18 protein-coding genes are annotated in these 17,341 nt (G+C 49.8%); 13 read left to right on the forward strand and 5 right to left on the reverse strand.

The window, feature by feature from the left end; genetic code table 11:
- Positions 1-9 precede the first annotated feature (9 nt).
- Positions 10-687, forward strand: a complete 678-nt coding sequence (locus OYT88_RS08725; RefSeq protein WP_274399359.1) for a GntR family transcriptional regulator — start codon at positions 10-12, stop codon at positions 685-687.
- Positions 688-776: 89 nt separating this feature from the next.
- Here OYT88_RS08725 and OYT88_RS08730 read toward each other — a convergent pair whose 3' ends face one another.
- Positions 777-1,025, reverse strand: a complete 249-nt coding sequence (locus OYT88_RS08730) for a ferredoxin (protein ID WP_274399361.1) — start codon at positions 1,023-1,025, stop codon at positions 777-779.
- A 175-nt stretch (positions 1,026-1,200) separates the two neighbouring features.
- On the opposite strand from OYT88_RS08730, the gene OYT88_RS08735 reads away from it, so the two are divergent.
- The 3 genes from OYT88_RS08735 to OYT88_RS08745 all read left to right on the forward strand — a co-directional run bounded on the left by OYT88_RS08735 (position 1,201) and on the right by OYT88_RS08745 (position 4,422).
- Positions 1,201-2,301 carry a YpbB family protein gene (locus tag OYT88_RS08735; protein ID WP_274399362.1) on the forward strand — a complete coding sequence of 367 codons (1,101 nt, stop codon included), beginning with the start codon at positions 1,201-1,203 and terminating at the stop codon, positions 2,299-2,301.
- Positions 2,267-3,811, forward strand: coding sequence for a RecQ family ATP-dependent DNA helicase (locus tag OYT88_RS08740; RefSeq protein WP_274399363.1), 1,545 nt, complete (start codon positions 2,267-2,269; stop codon positions 3,809-3,811). Before OYT88_RS08735 ends, OYT88_RS08740 begins: the two co-directional genes overlap by 35 nt.
- A gap of 164 nt (positions 3,812-3,975) precedes the next feature.
- The gene (locus OYT88_RS08745) at positions 3,976-4,422 is read left to right on the forward strand and encodes a DUF2663 family protein (RefSeq protein WP_274399364.1); all 447 of its coding nucleotides are present in this window, start codon (positions 3,976-3,978) and stop codon (positions 4,420-4,422) included.
- Positions 4,423-4,511: 89 nt separating this feature from the next.
- On the opposite strand, the gene OYT88_RS08750 is transcribed toward OYT88_RS08745, so the two are convergent.
- The 3 genes from OYT88_RS08750 to OYT88_RS08760 are packed head-to-tail and all read right to left on the reverse strand — an operon-like array spanning position 4,512 to position 5,628.
- The gene (locus OYT88_RS08750; RefSeq protein WP_274399365.1) at positions 4,512-5,081 is read right to left on the reverse strand and encodes a manganese catalase family protein; all 570 of its coding nucleotides are present in this window, start codon (positions 5,079-5,081) and stop codon (positions 4,512-4,514) included.
- A 47-nt stretch (positions 5,082-5,128) separates the two neighbouring features.
- Complete coding sequence (locus tag OYT88_RS08755; protein WP_274399366.1) at positions 5,129-5,398, reverse strand: spore coat protein CotJB; 270 nt, start codon at positions 5,396-5,398, stop codon at positions 5,129-5,131.
- Entirely contained in the window at positions 5,395-5,628 is a 234-nt protein-coding gene (locus OYT88_RS08760; RefSeq protein ID WP_274399367.1) for a spore coat associated protein CotJA, read from the reverse strand. The genes OYT88_RS08755 and OYT88_RS08760 overlap by 4 nt, the downstream gene beginning before the upstream one ends.
- A gap of 493 nt (positions 5,629-6,121) precedes the next feature.
- Here OYT88_RS08760 and OYT88_RS08765 point away from each other — a divergent pair, with 493 nt between their 5' ends.
- Together OYT88_RS08765 and OYT88_RS08770 are read left to right on the forward strand one after the other, a co-directional pair.
- Positions 6,122-6,748 (forward strand): genetic competence negative regulator, encoded by a 627-nt coding sequence (locus OYT88_RS08765; protein ID WP_274399368.1) that lies wholly within the window; start codon positions 6,122-6,124, stop codon positions 6,746-6,748.
- 141 nt (positions 6,749-6,889) lie between these two features.
- Positions 6,890-8,161: a Glu/Leu/Phe/Val family dehydrogenase gene (locus tag OYT88_RS08770; RefSeq protein WP_274399369.1), complete on the forward strand. Its 1,272-nt coding sequence runs from the start codon at positions 6,890-6,892 to the stop codon at positions 8,159-8,161.
- A gap of 1,372 nt (positions 8,162-9,533) precedes the next feature.
- Here OYT88_RS08770 and OYT88_RS08775 read toward each other — a convergent pair.
- Positions 9,534-9,662, reverse strand: coding sequence for a hypothetical protein (locus OYT88_RS08775; protein ID WP_274399370.1), 129 nt, complete (start codon positions 9,660-9,662; stop codon positions 9,534-9,536).
- Between the two features lie 419 nt (positions 9,663-10,081).
- Here OYT88_RS08775 and sleB point away from each other — a divergent pair, with 419 nt between their 5' ends.
- The 7 genes from sleB to der all read left to right on the forward strand — a co-directional run bounded on the left by sleB (position 10,082) and on the right by der (position 17,341).
- A complete protein-coding gene (gene sleB, locus OYT88_RS08780; RefSeq protein ID WP_274399372.1) occupies positions 10,082-10,924 on the forward strand; it encodes a spore cortex-lytic enzyme in 843 nt (280 codons plus the stop codon).
- A 14-nt stretch (positions 10,925-10,938) separates the two neighbouring features.
- Positions 10,939-12,267, forward strand: a complete 1,329-nt coding sequence (gene ypeB / locus OYT88_RS08785; RefSeq protein WP_274399373.1) for a germination protein YpeB — start codon at positions 10,939-10,941, stop codon at positions 12,265-12,267.
- Positions 12,268-12,400: 133 nt separating this feature from the next.
- Entirely contained in the window at positions 12,401-13,087 is a 687-nt protein-coding gene (locus OYT88_RS08790) for a flagellar brake protein (protein ID WP_274399374.1), read from the forward strand.
- 86 nt (positions 13,088-13,173) lie between these two features.
- Positions 13,174-13,851 carry a (d)CMP kinase gene (gene cmk, locus OYT88_RS08795; RefSeq protein ID WP_274399376.1) on the forward strand — a complete coding sequence of 226 codons (678 nt, stop codon included), beginning with the start codon at positions 13,174-13,176 and terminating at the stop codon, positions 13,849-13,851.
- Positions 13,848-14,435, forward strand: coding sequence for a lysophospholipid acyltransferase family protein (locus OYT88_RS08800; RefSeq protein WP_274399377.1), 588 nt, complete (start codon positions 13,848-13,850; stop codon positions 14,433-14,435). Before cmk ends, OYT88_RS08800 begins: the two co-directional genes overlap by 4 nt.
- A gap of 96 nt (positions 14,436-14,531) precedes the next feature.
- Positions 14,532-15,686, forward strand: coding sequence for a 30S ribosomal protein S1 (gene rpsA / locus OYT88_RS08805; protein WP_274399378.1), 1,155 nt, complete (start codon positions 14,532-14,534; stop codon positions 15,684-15,686).
- Positions 15,687-16,024: 338 nt separating this feature from the next.
- Positions 16,025-17,341 (forward strand): ribosome biogenesis GTPase Der, encoded by a 1,317-nt coding sequence (der, locus tag OYT88_RS08810; protein ID WP_274399379.1) that lies wholly within the window; start codon positions 16,025-16,027, stop codon positions 17,339-17,341.

Genomic DNA, 17,341 nt, shown 5'->3' on the forward strand with positions numbered 1-17,341 from the left:
GACCTGATCATGCAATTTCCCCCGCTATGGATGAAAGGCGCCTCTCTGGGAGAGCGCATCGCCAATGTGCTTCGGCTGAAGATTGTCAGCGGTGAAATTAAACCGGGCAGTGTACTGTCTGAAAACAGGATCGCCAAAGACTTTGGGACAAGCCGTTCGCCGGTCCGCGATGCGCTGAAAGCACTGTCTGCCGACCGATTGATCAATCTGGAACGGATGGGGGCAGTCGTATTAGGCCTTAATTTGAAAGATCTGCAAGAACTGTACGATGTACGCTACCTGATTGAAAGCTTCGCCCAGCAGCGAATTCCCGAGCAGAATCTGGATAAACTCGTGCAGACGCTGAATCAGATTGTCGATCAGATGGAACTGGCGCTTAAGTATCAGAATCAAAGTGAATTTGCCTATCAGGATCTGACATTCCATGAAACAATTATTATCAATGCCGATCATATGAGAATACTGAATCTTTGGAACAGCCTCCGGCATCTTGTGATGGCGGTCATTCTTGTCACGACGGAAGAAGTGTTTTCCCACGGGCATGATCACGTCGAATGGGTGATCGACAAACATCGCAAGATTATCAAAGCATTGCGGACAAAGCAAAGGACAGTTATTGAAAAATCGGTTCAGGAGTACTTTTTTGATTCAAAACAGACGCTGGATAAAACTTTTCCCGGCAAATAAAATATGGAAAAGTCTCAAAAGCAGCCGCGGCTGCTTTTGAGACTTTTTTCACATACCGTTTCCTTTAACGGACGGATGGAAATCGTTTTTTAAGCTTTTTTGCTCTTTTCCAAAGTGAACGGATGATCCGAAACCCGGATCGACTCGGTCGGGCACCCTTCACAGGCGTCAGCGAGATCATCGAGCAGTTCATCGGGTACAGAAAGTTCTCCTTTGTTCTTATCTAAAAGTGAAAAAGCAATCCCGTCGTCATCGTAATCGAATATGTCGGGCGCCGATGCTCCGCACGCTCCGCAGGAAATGCACGTATCTCTGTCCACCATCGTATATTTTGCCACTTGTAAAACATCCTTTCCTGCATTCAATACAGCCTATATTGTAAGGAAGAGAACGCTTTTTTTCAATAGACAGGTGCGTGAATCTTTTGAACGATTGTCGAAAACAGAAAGAAAAAGGAATAAAATTAAGAAAAAAGGAACGCCTGACGCGATGGCCGGAAACGGGGGAAAGCCTTTGTCATACCGCTATTATCTGTTTCTTTATCTGATTCAGCAGTTCAATGGTGAAAGGACGTTATCCGCTATTTTTCACTTGTTGCGGGGGAAAAAGTCGTCTCAGACCATTCAGGACAGTTTTCTCTTTCATGTCGGACCTTTTTTCCATGCTATCGATCATCTGGACCGCCGGGTTTTTGATCGGCTGGCCGCAGAAAGTAAACAAAAAGGGTGGATCGCCTCCGTGAAAGACAGCCGCGATCAGTATGCGCCGACTTCGGAAGGGCTTTTGGCACTGGCGCATTTTGAAAAAAAGGGTTCATTTCCTTCCGGCCTCTCATTTACGGAAAATATAAACAGTGAAAGCGACTTTTGGCTGAAAATTCAGCTCGTTGTCCAGACTTTGTCCGAGCTGATCCACCGGCAGTCTGCTTTTCTTCCCGTCACCCGCCGGGAAGCCGTGACCGAAAGCGTCCGCCGTTTTCTGAAAAACGTTTCTATGGACCGATGTATGCTCGCCGATCGCGTATTTAAGGAATTGCACGGCTTTTTATCGGAAATACCGGATGAGGAGGCGGACATAATGGTCAGTCAAATGTCAGGATTCGGTATGGCCGGGCTGACGGTCGATCAGCTTTCCGCTGCTCTTAAACGGGACGTTTTTGAATGCCGGCTTTTATCCAAATCGGCCCTGCGGCGCCTTTTGCACCGTCTGGCTGAATGTCCGGAAGACTTTCCCCTGCTCTGCCGCCTGCAGAACACAAGTCGCAGCACGCTTTCCGCCACGGCGGGAAAGACTCTCCGTTACTTAAACGAAGGGCTTCCGGCCGACGCGGTTGCGGCAAAAAGAAATTTGTCTCCCGGAACGATTGAGGATCACATCGTTGAGATTGCGCTTAAGGTCCCGGGTTTCAGCATTGTCCGCTATCTTCCGCAGCCGGTCGACAGTCTGATTCAGGAAGCTGTTTTGCGGACTAAAACGCGGCAGCTGAAAACGATCAAGGAACTTCTGCATGACAGGGCCAGTTATTTTCAGATACGGCTGGCACTGGCGCGGGGGGCAGCCAGAGAGGAGGAAGCTGCCGATGGAAAAAGCAGAATCCGGACAAACGGAGACTGATACAGACATGATGCGCCGGGCACGGGATGTGCTGTACAGAATTTTCGGCTATACGCGCTTTCGTCCGGGGCAAAAGCGCGTGATACAGGCATTGCTTGACCGCCGCGATGTTTTTGCCATGATGCCGACCGGAGGCGGCAAGTCACTCTGTTATCAGTTGCCCGGCTACATCTTGTCCGGGATGGTACTCGTTGTGTCCCCTCTTCTTTCTTTAATGGAGGATCAGGTCGATTCACTGCGCCGAATCGGAGAAAAAAAGGTGCGTGCCTTAAACAGCATGCTTCATTCCGGGGAAAAAAGGTCTATACTCAGGCATTTGAACGAACTTCGCTTTCTCTTTATCTCGCCGGAGATGCTGAGACGTCCTGCCGTTCTTTCCGCTCTTGAGCGGGTGCCTGTTTCGCTGTTTGTGGTGGACGAAGCCCACTGCATCTCCCAGTGGGGACACGAGTTCCGTCCCGATTACCTTCACCTGGCGGATGTCCGGACAAGGCTCGGATCGCCTGTCTGCCTCGCTCTGACGGCAACCGCAGACTTCAGGGTCAGACAGGATATTATCCGCCATCTCCATCTTGATCAAGGCGAACGGCTGCTGCAGAGTGTCGATCGCCGGAACATTGCCCTGATTGTCCGGCAAGTTGCGGACAGCCGGGAAAAAATAGAACAACTGCTGCAATTGATCGCAACAGTCAGACTGCCGGGTATTGTTTACTGCTCAAGCCGGGACTGGACCGAAAAAATCGCGGAAGTCGTCCGGACGAAGCTGAATCTGCGCGCAGCATTTTACCACGGAGGCATGACGGCGGAAGATCGGCGCAGCATTCAGAATCAGTTTCTTAATCATGAACTGGATGTCTTATGCTGTACCAATGCGTTCGGCATGGGAATCAATAAGCCGGACGTCCGTCTGGTTGTTCATTTCCATTATCCGCGCAGCCTCAATGCCTATCTTCAGGAAATCGGCCGAGCGGCGCGCGACGGCGGGCAGGGGCTGGCCGTTCTGTATTATTGCAAAGAAGACGACCGTCTTCCTGCTGCCTTTATCGACAGCAATTATCCGTCCGCCGCTTTGCTCCGCGCCGTTCTGGAGCGGATGGACCGCGAATGTCTGCGGCCCGGCGATGAAGAACGTTTTATGGAAATAATGAAAAGTGCGGGGGCCGGTGAAACGGCGTCCCGTTTTGTTCTGGAGCAGATCAGGACAAAACAGGAAGGGGCGGCTTATCTGTCTCTGATGGATCCGTGCATGAAGCTGATTCACCTGCGGCGGACGGAACAGCTCAGAGATCTTGATAAAATGCGCCGCTGGATTTTCAGCAAAGAGTGCCGCCGCAGATCCTGTCTGCGGTTCTTCGGCGAAGAACTCCCGGAAAAGCCGGCTCTGTGCTGCGACCGCTGCGGCGCTGACATTGACGACTTCCGCCGCGATCCGTCCGAAGCGCGTTCCGGCGGACCGGAACTCCACTGGGAGAAGCGCCTGCGCAGACTGCTTGTCAGAAAGGAAGATTGAAGGAAAGTCTGCGGGCGGATAAGTTCGGGGGCTTCTTCTTATCTTTCTTCGCTGACAGCGCGCGGCAAGACCTTTAAGGGAACAGTTGGAAAAGCAAACCGAGCGGAAATGTCCTAAGTTGCTTTCTCCTCTCATAGGTTGAGTATGTGAGAGGGGGATCTGTTTTGACACTTGAAAAATTTCGGGAGATCGGTTCACTTTCCGGTACAACCTATGAGATTCTTATCGAGCTAATAGAACGGAAGGAAAAAGAAAAAATATGGAAGAAACGAGAGTCCCTGTACGGCCTCTGCCTGATTCTCAGTTTCAGCGGATTGATTCTGTTTCTGCTTTTTTTTCAGAAAAACCGGATCGAATCGCTGCCCGGCCTGATCCGGTTTCTCAATGATCCGGTTTTCTGGATGCTTGGCGGTGCCTGTCTGGTTACAGCCTTCATCTTTCTGAGGACGCATCATGAAGCAGAAAGTGCCGAGGATGATTTCGATGAACTGAGAAAGGAAGTGATCGACCGCGGAGAGGAATTGTGGCCGAAGGAAGCGGACGGGTCGACGCGCTATGCGGTGATACAGTTTCTTCTTAAAAAAAAGGAAATCAATCTTTTTTATAAGTAAAATTTTTTCCGATCCTGAATTCAGCGAATTTGCCGTTATCAAAAAAGCCGCTCCGTCGTTAAATGTGCGGAAGCAGCCGTTCTTTTCGTTCAGTAAGTTTTTTTCTGGCCCTGTTCCTCTTTAATCAGTTCCACCGCTTCGCGAAAGCGCTGTGAATGGACAATTTCACGTTCGCGCAGGAAGCCGAGGGAGTCGTTCAATCCGGGATCATCCGAGACATTGATGATCCATTGATAGGTGGCCCGCGCCTTCTCTTCTGCGGCGATATCTTCATACAGATCGGCAATCGGGTCGCCTTTTGACTGAATGTGGGCGACGGTAAAGCTTTCGCCTCCGGCATTTGCATAATAGAGCGATTTTCCGTGATTCACATAATGCGGGCCGAGTCCCGCCGCTTTCAGCTGATCGGGTGTCGCGTCTTTTGTCAGTTTATAGACCATGGTTGCGATCATCTCAAGATGAGCGAATTCTTCAGTGCCGATGTCGTTCAGCAGCCCGATCACACGTTCGGGAATCGTATAACGCTGGTTCAAATAACGGAGGGCGGCAGCAAGCTCGCCGTCGGCGCCTCCGTATTGCTCGGTAAGAAATTTAGCGAGTGTTGGATTGCACGTACTGACGCGCACGGGATACTGAAGCTTTTTTTCGTAATACCACATTTGTTTTCTTCCCCCCTTCTTCGACCCTCATGTTTCCCGCCGCCGATTCATACCTGCCACGGCCAGGGTGAACGGCTCCATTGCCACGGGAAGGACGAGTAGCTGTGTCCGAATTGTCTGAGCGGCCCGTATTTTTTTTCAAACGATGCGCGCAGCTCCTCGCTTTTTTTGGCTGTCGCATTAAATTGTCTGAGCGCCTCCAGGTCATCGGGGTGCGTGTCTAAATAGAGGGTAAGTTCGACAAGCGAGAAATCAATTGCCTGAAGCACCTGCAAATCCGCCTGGTAATTTTCCGGAGGACGATTCGGCTTGATCATGATGACCGGCCCCCTTTATTCACCGGGCTGAATGGATTTGTATAGGGTGTGTAAAGGCCCGGCCAGAGCGTGCCGTAAGAAAGTGCCTGAAGAGGGGAATACTGTTCCATACCGGCAGGCTGGAATCCGAGATACAGCTGAACGGGCGTTTCATAAGCGACGGGCCCCAGCGGCGGGCAGGGATCGTAAGGGCTGACATAAGGCTGGAACCATTTTCTGTAGGTCGGCAAAGCAAAAACCTCCTTTCACTGTATAAAGATTGCGCCGTTACTCTTATATGCAGGGCGGGCTTGTCAATAGACCGTTATCTTTTATCGGAACCCGGTTATGTTTCGTCCTGAGTCAGGAGGATTCCCGCATCGTCCTGCAGAAATATTTAATGAAGGACAAGAAAACGCAGGGCCTGCGGCGGTTGTTTTTCGCTTTACTGCCGGCACCGGCCGTTCTGAAAACCGGGAGGAAACGCCGCACCGCTTTCGTAAAAGAACGAACCGGCCGGAACAGAAACAAAAAGCATGTACATTTTTCGATCGGCGTTGTATACTACACTCAAGTCATCCGCACACGGGCGACTGAAAAAATGTTTGAAGGTTTCGTCTTCACGGGAAGAAGACTTTGGCTGCAACCCGTTTGAGACACCGAAAAAGCGCCGCGAACATATTATAAAAGAAAAAGGTCTGCGGCGCAGAGAGAATTGGCTGGACGGCAAGGAGGATGTTTGCGATGCGATTGGAGCGTTTGAATGGCGACAGGATAAAAATTTTCCTGACTTTTGACGACCTCAAGGAGCGGGGCATTACAAAAGAAGACATGTGGCACGACCTGCCAAGAGTAGAACAGCTTTTTCGGGATATGATGCTTGAGGCAGATGATGAGCTTGGCTTCGAACCGAACGGTCCAATTGACGTTGAAGTGTTTTCCCTCCCTGCCCAGGGAATGGTTGTAATCGTCTCCAAGGGAAGAACCGATGATGACGAAGAAGATCGCCAGGATTTCGATGAAGACGAAGAAGAAGATTTTATTCAGATGCAGGTCACGCTCGATGAAAGCCAGGATGTTCTTTATCAGTTTGACCAGTTTGAAGATGTCATAATATTGTCAAAGACGCTGCATGACATGGGTGTCATAAAAGGAAGCCTGTATCTATTCGAAAATAAATATTATTTGCATTTTGACGAAGATCAGCTCGATTCGGAAGTGGATCTGGAAACGCTTGTGGCGGTTCTCGCCGAGTTCGGCGACACCTCGACGATTACGATTCATCGCCTTGACGAGTACGGCAAACGGCTGATTGACGGCGAAGCCGTTGCCGTTATTTACAAGTATTTCATCAAAGCTCCGCACGCTTAGCGTCCGGAGCTTTGCATTGTCCGTCGTTATTATTTATGTCCGGACGGGAACGTTCATGATTGGATTTATCATAAAATTTCACGTCGCTTTGAATGCGGCTCCATCAATAAAGGCGTAAAAAAAGAAGGAGAGGTCAGAAGAGTGGTCGTCAATCATGGATCCCGAAGCCGCGGCGAGAAGCAGCTTCTTCTTCATTCTATTCAGTCCGTCGTGCGGAACGCACTGGAGGAACTGGGTTATTCGGAGGAAATGTTTGACCTTCTGAAAGAACCGCAGCGTACTCTGGAAGTGAAAATTCCGGTTCGAATGGATACCGGAAAAGTCAGGATTTTTACGGGCTATCGCGCTCAGCACAGCGATGCGGTCGGTCCGACAAAGGGCGGGGTCCTTTTTCATCCGGATGTCAGTCCGGAACAAATCAAAGCACTGTCGGTCCTGATCGGCATCAAGTCGGCCATACTGGACCTGCCGTGCGGCGGAGCAAAAGGCGGCGTGGTCTGCGACCCCCGGGAACTGTCTTACCGGGAACTGGAGGGGCTGAGCAGAGGCTACATTCGTGCAATCCGTTCAATCATCGGTCCGCGCAGAGATATACTTGCCCATGACATCTTTACAAATACGCAGATGACGGCCTGGATGATGGACGAGTACGGCCGCTATGCAGGCAGCGAATCGGCCGGGTTAATTACCGGAAAACCGAACGTACTGGGAGGGCTGCAAGGAAAGGAAGATGCCGCGGCCCGCGGCATAACGGAGTTTGTCCGTAAAGCGGCCGCAGGCAGGGGGATTGAGCCGGGCGGTTCACGGACGATTATCCAGGGTTTCGGCGGCGCCGGAAGTTACGTCGCCAAATCTTTGCATGAGTCCGGAGCGAGAGTCGTCGGTATTTCCGACGCCTACGGCGCACTTTATAATCCCTCAGGTCTTGATGTGGAAGAGCTGCTGGATTGCCGTGACAGCTTCGGCACGGTAACAAAACTTTTTCAGCATACACTGACGAACAAGGAACTTCTCGAAAAGCCCTGCGATATTTTAGTCCTCACAGCGATTGACAATCAGATAACGGAGAATAATGCAGCCGATATTCGTGCAAAAGTTGTGATTGAAGCAGCGGAAAATGCGGTTTCGGATCAGGCGGCGGTCATTTTGACAGAAAGAGGCACTCTTTTTGTCCCGGAAATTCTGTCATGTGCGGCCGATGTCGCTGTTTCATATTTTGAATGGGTGCAGAACATCCAGGGAATCGCCTGGACGGAGAAAGAAGTGAGCGAACGGCTGCGGGAAGTGCTCCGTTCGGCTTTTGAACGGGTTCACGCAATGGCCGAAGACAGAAAGACAACGATGAGGACGGCTGCTTATTTAGTCGGCGTGCAAAAAGTGGCCGAATCCGTTCGCTATCGAGGATGGGTTTAATCAAGCGTACATTTTCTCTTAAATAGATATCCCCTCAGCTCATGTATCCAATCGGTTGGGACGGGCGCAGCCAATTCTTTTGAAGGTTCACGCGAACGGCGGTTGATTCCTCTGAAAAAGAGGGATATCTTGCGCGGACAGGCGTTATTGGCGGAATCGTTTGATTTTTTTCTTCGGCCCGCCGCGGATTCCTGTAAATCGTGGCTAAAATCGCCGGGAAATGCTGGCGTATCAACAGTTAAAAAAACAAAATAGAAAGTAACGAGCTGTCCGGGCGCCCCCATCCTCAGGAAAAAAGGGAAAGCCATTGCTCATTGTCTGACAGAAAAAAGGAATTTGGGAAGCAAAAGGGACGAAAAACACCCCTCCGGTTAAAGTTACCTAAAAAGGACGATTCCCAAAAGGTCAGTGGGGGCTATTGACAGTTTCGTTCATATCAGTAACGTGCGGAGAATAGGCAGAAAGCGGATTGGAATCAATGAATGCGAATAATCGGGACAGAAAAATTGTCCCTGATGGATGGATCAACTGCGGGTTTACCGGTCATTGTTTTCCGTTTACTCTTACGGGGCGATACTTCGCCGGAACAGGGCGAATCGAGGCCATTTTCGGGTGATAGTTCATTGTTTTAAGGCGATTCCTTCTTTTTTCAGGGCGGATAAACTCTTGAGAGGGCGATACTTCGCCGGAACAGGGCGAATCGAGGCCATTTTCGGGCGATAGCTCGCTGCTTTAGGGCGATTCCTTCTTTTTTCAGGGCGATAAACTCTTGAGAGGGCGATACTTCGCCGGAACAGGGCGAATCGAGGCCATTTTCGGGCGATAGCTCGCTGCTTTAGGGCGATTCCTTCTTTTTTCAGGGCGATAAACTCTTGAGAGGGCGATACTTCGCCGGAACAGGGCGAATCGAGGCCATTTTCGGGCGATAGCTCGCTGCTTTAGGGCGATTCCTTCTTTTTTCAGGGCGATATACTCTTGAGAGGGCGATACTTCGCCGGAACAGGGCGAATCGAGGCCATTTTCGGGTGATAGTTCATTGTTTTAAGGCGATTCCTTCTTTTTTCAGGGCGATAAACTCTTGAGAGGGCGATACTTCGCCGGAACAGGGCGAATCGAGGCCATTTTCGGGCGATAGCTCGCTGCTTTAGGGCGATTCCTTCTTTTTTCAGGGCGATAAACTCTTGAGAGGGCGATACTTCGCCGGAACAGGGCGAATCGAGGCCATTTTCGGGCGATAGCTCGCTGCTTTAGGGCGATTCCTTCTTTTTTCAGGGCGATAAACTCTTGAGGGGGCGATACTTCGCCGGAACAGGGCGAATCGAGGCCAATTTTCGGGCGATAGCTCGCTGCTTTCGGGCGATTCCTTCTTTTTTCAGGGCGATATACTCTTGACGGACCGATACGGGTCGGTGTCCTGGCTGTATGGATTGGATTCCAGTCCATTATCGACCGTCAGCAGCTGTTCATCGGTCGTCGCGTCCGGTTTTAACGACCGTGACAATGAGTTTATCGACCCTCGCTGAAGTTTATGGATCGCGGAAACGCTCTCCGTCTTTCGAGAGATTGACGGTCTCAGGAAAAGTCGATCATCATCTGACGACCCGGCAGGAAAATGGGCTAAAGAGATATTCATTTCTTCTTAAAACGGGATTTTTCAAATAATGGATTTTACCGCGAGGCTGTTCCAATAGAATATCCGCAGACAGTTCCACGATTTAAAACGGTTGATGAATCAGGGGTTTGTATCCTTAAAGAGGGTGTCTCAGAGTCAAAAAATTGACTTTTGAGACACTCTCTTTTTTGTTGTGCTCAGCCAGAATCCAATGTCCGCATAAATAAACGTTTTCTTGGAAATCTAAGAATGATTCATGAAGTTTATCTGGCACGGTCTCAAATCCCTGCCTTTAATGCTCTATTTTTATGAGGAGGAATAGGCAATTGAAAAAAGTTCTGACTCCGGTAGTTCTGGCAGCAGTTCTTGTTTTGACCGGCATTCTTCCAATTGAAGGCCGGGTGGCCGCTTTTTCCAATCGGGTGATCATGCAAGGCGAATCGGGAGATGACGTCATTGAACTCCAGGCACGCCTGCAGTATATCGGTTTTTTTCAAGGAAAGATAGACGGACAATTCGGGTACGGCACCTATTGGGCACTTCGGAATTTCCAGCAGAAATACGGCCTTAAAATCGACGGTCAGGCCGGAAATGCAACGAAACAGAAACTGGTCAAGGCGTCGAAGTTCGATGCCGCTTTCGTTCATCAGAATCTTAAGGCAGGCAATAAATTCACTTATTTCGGCGGCGTACCATTGAATCAGCAGGTGAAGAAAAAAGCAGGTTCCTCGAATGCGGCAGGCAAAACCAGCGCGCAGCAAGGAAAATATACGATGGACAACCTGCCCCAAGGTTATTCGAAAGCCGATATTGACCTGATGGCGAATGCCGTCTACGGCGAGGCCCGCGGTGAACCGTATATCGGACAGGTCGCCGTTTCTGCCGTCATTCTCAATCGGGTGGCCGATCCGCGATTTCCCAACAACATTGCCGATGTCATCTTCCAGCCGGGAGCTTTTACAGCCGTTTCCGACGGGCAGATCTGGCTGACACCCAATGAAACGGCCAAACGGGCGGTCCTCGACGCGATTAACGGCTGGGATCCGACTCACGGAGCGCTTTATTATTTTAACCCCGAAACGGCAACTTCCGCGTGGATCTGGAGCCGGCCGCAGATTGAAAAAATCGGAAAACATATCTTCTGCAAATAAAAGGGGGGACTTTTATGAAATATCGATTCTGGATCATCCTCAGTTCTGTATTTGCAGCGGCGATGATCGCCTTCGCAGTCTGGGGCTACCGGGAGCGCACGGCTAAAGATGCGGTGATGATCCAGGCAGAAAATCAATATCAGCAGTCTTTTCATGAATTAGCTTATTATGTCGATTCGCTTGAAAAGTCTCTGGGCATGTCGCTGGCAATGCAGACCCGTGAAACGATGAGGCCGCAGCTTGTCGAAACCTGGCGATTGAGCACGCTGGCACACGGGGCCGCCAATCAGCTTCCGCTGACGCTTCTGCCCTTTAACAGAACCAATGAATTTCTGGCCCATGTCGGGGAATTCAGCTACACGACAGGAGTAAAGGCGACGAACGACCGGCCGCTTTCCGATAAGGAATACGCGAGCCTGCAGAAACTTTACAGGGAATCGATGAACATTTCTCAGGGCCTCAGGGATATTCAGGAGAAAGTAATGGCGCAGCGTCTGCGCTGGATGAACGTTGAGCTGGCGCTTAAAACGAAGGGACAGAATCAGGATAACCAGGTCATTGACGGCCTGAAACAGGTTGACGGCCAGGCAACCGATTACACTCAGAGCTTCAGTCCGGAAAATCCGCGCAATACGGTATTTGAGAAAAAAAATTTAAAACAGCTTACAGGTCCGGTCATCGATGCAAAACAGGCAGCTGCGGTTCTGAAGAAATGGATGTGCCTCCCCAATGCCAGGGTCTTGAAAATCAGTGAGACGGGAAAGGGCTCGAATATGGATGCCTTCGAAATCACATTGCAGGATAAAAATCCTGTTCCGATCGAAGCATCGGTGACCAAAAAGGGGGGATATATTGTCTGGTTTCTTATCGACCGTCCTATCGGAAAAGAAAAAATCAGTCTTTATGAAGCCGCCGGAAAGGCCGGAGCCTATTTGCAAAAACACGGCTTCAGCGAAATGGAGCTGACAAAAAAAGAACGTTATGATCAGACCGCTATTTTTACGTATGTTCTGAAAAAGAAGAATATCCGCATCTATCCCGCATCGCTGCGGCTTAAAGTCACCCTTGATCATGGCGATGTGATCGCTTTTGATGAGACAGACTATTTATTCAATAAATATGATCAGATGCCGCTGCAGCCCAGATTATCAGCAAAGGACGCACTGAAACAGCTGAATTCGAAGCTGGTTGTCCGCGAGTCTCACCTTGTTGTCTTTCAGAACCCTCTTCTAAAAAATGTTCTCTGCTATGAATTTCTGGCTACGCGGGGACAGGACACTTACCGTGTGCTGCTGAATGCTGAAAACGGAGACCAGGAAAAAGTTGAATTGCTGAGAAATTAAAAAGAACAGGGAGACAAGATTTTTTCTTGTCTCTTTTTCATGTATAATAATGCGTAGAAAATGTTTGATCGGAACGCTCGGCTGCATCTTTTGGCACGCGGCCTGCACTGTAAACAGCGGGGAGGAGACGGAGTTGGAATTAAAGGCAGGGGCAACTTTAATCTTGGAACAGAAGGAACGCTCCGGGCAGGTCAGACGCTATAGGTGTAGAATCATGGATGTGGCGCCGGATGCTGTGACAATTGATTATCCTGTCGATGAAAAAGACGACAGAACGCCTGTATTTATGAACGGAACGCCGTTTACAGCGAACTATGTCGAGAACGGCGGCGCTTATTGCTTCAAAACGGTTTTTCTCCACAGAGTGGCGGGTAAAATACCGATGATGCTTTTAAAGTACGGAGGAGCAGACAGCATAGAAAAAATCCAGCGCAGAAATTTCGTCCGTGTCGAGGCGAATCTGGATATTGCCGTCCATTCCGTCAATGGCGGATTCCGGCCTTTTTCCACGCTCACGAGCGACATCGGCGGCGGCGGCACACTGATCAATGTGCCGGAGCATCATGAAATCCATGAAGAAGACGAAGTTGACATATGGCTATGTCTTCCGATGGCATCCGGAGAAAATATATACCAGAAGCTCGAAGGAAAAGTTGTCCGTATTTTTACCGACAAGAAAACCCGGACGGAAAGGGCTTCGATTCAATTTAAATTTTCCGGGGACAGGGAGCGTCAGCCGATTATCCGTTTTTGTTTTGAAAAACAGCTGGAGGAAAGAAAAAAATTGATCGACTGGGAGATGAATCATCCGCATGGTTAATTGAAGCGGCAGATTTTATTCATAACCGTATTACAGTCGGCAGCATTAAAATGCAGCAGATCAGAGAGATTGGAGCCAGTTTGGTCATGGAGAGGCTATTTCAAATCGCAATTGACGGTCCTGCCGCCGCAGGAAAGAGCACAGTCGCCAAAATTGTGGCGAAAACTATGGGTTTTGTGTACATCGATACGGGTGCCATGTATCGGTCGCTGACGTTCAAAGCACTGAAAAAGGGTACCGATCTGAAAAACGGTCTTAAATTAAAGAGACTGCTGGACGATACAGAGATTGTTCTGAAGCATTACGAGGACGGGCAGAGAGTTTTCGTTGACGGAGAAGATGTCAGCGAAAGGATTCGCTATCCCGATGTGACGGCACAGGTTTCGCTCGTTTCTTCGTTCGGGGAAGTCCGTACAGAGATGGTCCGGCGCCAAAGAAAACTGGCGGAGCACAGCAATGTCGTGATGGACGGCCGGGATATCGGGACACATGTCCTTCCCGGCGCCCAGGTCAAAATATTTCTGAAGGCTTCCGTAGAAGAGCGGGCGAACCGCCGTTTCAAAGAAGAGGAGCAGAAGGGCCTGCACCCGTCGATTCAGGCTCTGAGAGAAGCCATTGCGCTCAGAGACAAGAAAGATATGGAACGCGCGGTTTCTCCGCTTGTCAAATCTGCGGATGCCATTGAACTGGATACAACGTCCCTTTCCATTGATGAGGTTGTTGATCAGATTCTCAAGATTGCAGAGGAGAAGATTCGGCATTGAGCACTTATTCATTCGGCAAGCCACTTGTCAAGTTTTTTTATCATCTTTTTTTTCGAATCTCCGTAGAAGGGCAGAATCATGTTCCCCAGAGCGGCGGCGTGCTGATCTGCTGTAATCACAGGTCCGACTTGGATCCTCCGCTCATCGGCACTTCAATGGCCCGTGAATTAAGTTTTCTTGCAAAGGAAGAGCTGTTCAAAATTCCTTTATTCGGCAGGCTGCTCAGGAGGCTCCATGCTTTTCCGATTCGGCGGGGGAAGGGCGACCGCGGCGCGCTTCGCCTTGCGATCCGGCTGCTCGAAGAAGGGCATGTGCTTCTCGTTTTTCCTGAAGGGAAGCGAAACAGAAGCAGCAGCCGTTTGCTAAAGGGGATGTCCGGTGCGGGTTTTTTCACTCTTAAAACCGATGCGGTCGTTGTCCCTTGTGCGATCATCGGCGAGTATAAGTTTCGGCATCAGCTGAAAGTCGTATTCGGCCCTCCGATCGATACGGCTTCCATAAAATCCGGGAAACCGAAATCGTCGGAGGTCACCGCCGTCATTATGGAACATATCCGGAGGCTGCTGGATCAATACGGAAAGTGACGGTTTCCGCAAGTACATCTGCTTGACAAAACAGTCTATTTGTAAGAAGTTAAGAGTAGGATATCGCGTTTTGTTAATTAAAGGAGGTCCCTGAGGATGGTCGAGGAAGTTAATAATGAAATGGCGTCTTTTGACGCATTGAAAGTCGGAGACGTAGTAAGCGGTAAAGTTACAAAAGTAGAAGAAAAACATGCATTAATAGATGTTGGATATAAAGTCGACGGCATTTTGCCAATCAGTGAGTTGTCCAGCCTGCATGTGGAAAAAGTGACGGATCTGCTTCATGAAGGGGATGAAGTGACCGTTAAAGTAACAAAGCTTGAAGATGACGAACTCGTTCTTTCAAAGCGGGAAGTCGATGCCGACAACGCCTGGGGCGATCTTGAACAAAAATATCAGGACAAGACAACTTTTTCCGTTGAGATCGCGGATGTTGTTAAGGGCGGGCTTGTCGTAGATCTGGGTGTGCGCGGTTTTATTCCCGCTTCACTCGTTGAGCGCCACTTTGTTGAGGACTTCAGCGATTATAAGGGCAAGCCGCTCGATGTAAAGATCGTTGAACTTGACCGCGAAAAAAGAAAGGTTATTTTATCGCACCGTGCCGTTCTCGACGAAGAAGCGGATAAGAAAAAGGAAGAGACGCTTGCAAGCATTAAAGAAGGCGATGTCATTGAAGGAACCGTTCAACGTTTAACGGATTTCGGCGCGTTTGTCGATATAGGCGGCGTCGATGGGCTGGTTCATATCTCGCAGCTGGCACACCATCGGGTCGAAACGCCGTCCGAGGTTGTTTCCGAAGGGGACAAAGTCAAGGTTAAAGTACTTTCGGTAGATCCTGAAAACGAGCGTATTTCCTTATCTATCAAGGCGACTCAGCCGGGACCGTGGGAGACGGCGAAAGATAAAATCCATACGGGCGATGTGCTGGAAGGCAAGGTGAAACGTCTTGTTCCGTTCGGCGCTTTTGTTGAACTCATTCCGGGAGTGGAAGGCCTTGTGCATATTTCCGAAATTTCGCATACCCATATCGGGACGCCGGATGAGGTATTGTCCGAAGGTGAGACCATCAAAGTCAAGGTGCTTGATGTTAATTTTGCCGACCAGCGTGTGTCGCTCAGTATCAAGGCTCTTGAAAACGAAGTTGCGGAGCATCATGAGACGCGTCAGGAAGGCTCGAAAGATATTGAAGAATCGACGTCCGGTTTTTCGCTCGGCGATATGATCGGCGATCAGCTTAAGAAATATAAATAATATCCCGAAAAATAAAAAGCGGAAAAAGAGGGAGCCGGCATCTTTCCTTCTTTTTCCGCTTTTTTGCGGCATTTTTGATGGCCGGACCCGCTGCAATGTCTCACAATTTCAAACGGTCCACATTGAGTGCCGTCTTTTTTTTTGATAAGATAAATGAGCGAATGAGACACGGACAGCCTGGATGAACGTGCGGCTTTTCGGTTATCCGGGCGAGGCGCCCGCCTGTCCCCGCCTTTTCGGCGGCGGACCGTACGGACAAAACAGAGCCCTCCTCTTTAACTTTAAGAGAAAAGGACCCATGATGAAAAAGTAAAGTGTATTTCGGAAGGAGAAAATTCATGTCAAAACCAACTGTGGCCATAGTCGGACGCCCGAATGTCGGAAAATCAACGATATTCAACCGCATCGTCGGCGGACGGACGGCTATTGTTGAAGACAGGCCCGGCGTGACACGTGACCGGCTATACGGCAACGGAACGTGGCTGAATTACGAATTTCATGTGATCGATACGGGCGGTATAGATATCAGTGATGAACCTTTGCTCACGCAAATGCGGGCACAGGCTGAAATCGCTATTGAGGAGTCGGATGTCATTCTTTTTATCGTGGACGGCCAGTCGGGCCTGAACGAAGCCGATGAAGAAGTAGCCCGTCTCTTAAGACGATCCCGAAAGCCTGTTGTACTCGCTGTCAATAAACTGGACAATATCCGGCAAAGGGATCAAAAGTACGAATTTTATTCGCTCGGACTGGGCGACCCTTACAGCATTTCCGGAGCACACGGGCTCGGAATCGGCGATCTGCTCGATCAGGTTGTCAAGAATTTTCCCGGCGACGGAGAAGAAAAGGAAGACGAAAACGCCATCCGCTTTACGCTGATCGGCCGTCCGAATGTCGGAAAATCCTCTCTTGTCAACGCGATTCTCGGCAGGGAACGCGTGATTGTCAGCGATCTTGCCGGGACGACGCGCGATGCGATCGACACCCCTTTTTCCCGGGACGGTCAGACTTATGTCATTGTCGACACGGCAGGTATCCGCCGCCGCGGAAAGATTTATGAAAAGACGGAAAAATACAGCGTGCTGCGGGCACTGCATGCGATTGAAGAATCGGATGTCGTTCTGATCCTGATCGACGGGAAAGAAGGCATTATCGAACAGGATAAAAAAATAGCGGGCATGGCGCACGACGCAGGACGTGCGGCGATTATCGTCGTCAATAAATGGGACGCTGTGGATAAAGAGGATAAAACAATGGACAGGTTCCGGAAAAAAATCCGCGATGAATTCCAATTTATAAACTACGCACCTGTCGTCTTCCTGTCCGCATTGACCAGGCAGCGTCTTCCGCAGCTTTTGCCGATGATTCAGCAGGTGGCCGAAAATCATAGCCTTCGCGTACAGACCAGTCTTCTGAATGACTGCATCATGGATACAGTTGCGATGACGCCGCCGCCTTCCGACAAGGGCAGGCGCCTGAAAATTTATTATGGCGCCCAGGTGGCCGTCAAGCCTCCGGTCTTCGTTTTGTTTGTGAACGACCCGGATCTGCTTCATTTTTCATATGCCCGTCATATCGAAAATCAGATCAGAGAAACATTCGGTTTCGCTGGGACGCCGATTAAGATTCTGCCGCGCAAAAAAAACGAACAATAG

Origin of the sequence: Sporolactobacillus sp. CQH2019, assembly GCF_028765345.1 — a bacterium.
In the GTDB taxonomy this organism is placed as follows: Bacteria; Bacillota; Bacilli; order Bacillales; family Sporolactobacillaceae; genus Sporolactobacillus.

What these genes read in the sequence shown, in the direction of transcription:
- cmk (WP_274399376.1), top strand. Translation starts at nt 13,174, where the DNA reads ATGGAGAGGCTATTTCAAATCGCAATTGACGGTCCTGCCGCCGCAGGA.
- ypeB (WP_274399373.1), top strand. Translation starts at nt 10,939, where the DNA reads ATGAAATATCGATTCTGGATCATCCTCAGTTCTGTATTTGCAGCGGCG.
- OYT88_RS08765 (WP_274399368.1), top strand. Translation starts at nt 6,122, where the DNA reads ATGCGATTGGAGCGTTTGAATGGCGACAGGATAAAAATTTTCCTGACT.
- sleB (WP_274399372.1), top strand. Translation starts at nt 10,082, where the DNA reads ATGAGGAGGAATAGGCAATTGAAAAAAGTTCTGACTCCGGTAGTTCTG.
- OYT88_RS08740 (WP_274399363.1), top strand. Translation starts at nt 2,267, where the DNA reads ATGGAAAAAGCAGAATCCGGACAAACGGAGACTGATACAGACATGATG.
- OYT88_RS08750 (WP_274399365.1), bottom strand. Translation starts at nt 5,081, where the DNA reads ATGTGGTATTACGAAAAAAAGCTTCAGTATCCCGTGCGCGTCAGTACG.
- der (WP_274399379.1), top strand. Translation starts at nt 16,025, where the DNA reads ATGTCAAAACCAACTGTGGCCATAGTCGGACGCCCGAATGTCGGAAAA.
- rpsA (WP_274399378.1), top strand. Translation starts at nt 14,532, where the DNA reads ATGGTCGAGGAAGTTAATAATGAAATGGCGTCTTTTGACGCATTGAAA.
- OYT88_RS08755 (WP_274399366.1), bottom strand. Translation starts at nt 5,398, where the DNA reads ATGATCAAGCCGAATCGTCCTCCGGAAAATTACCAGGCGGATTTGCAG.
- OYT88_RS08725 (WP_274399359.1), top strand. Translation starts at nt 10, where the DNA reads ATGCAATTTCCCCCGCTATGGATGAAAGGCGCCTCTCTGGGAGAGCGC.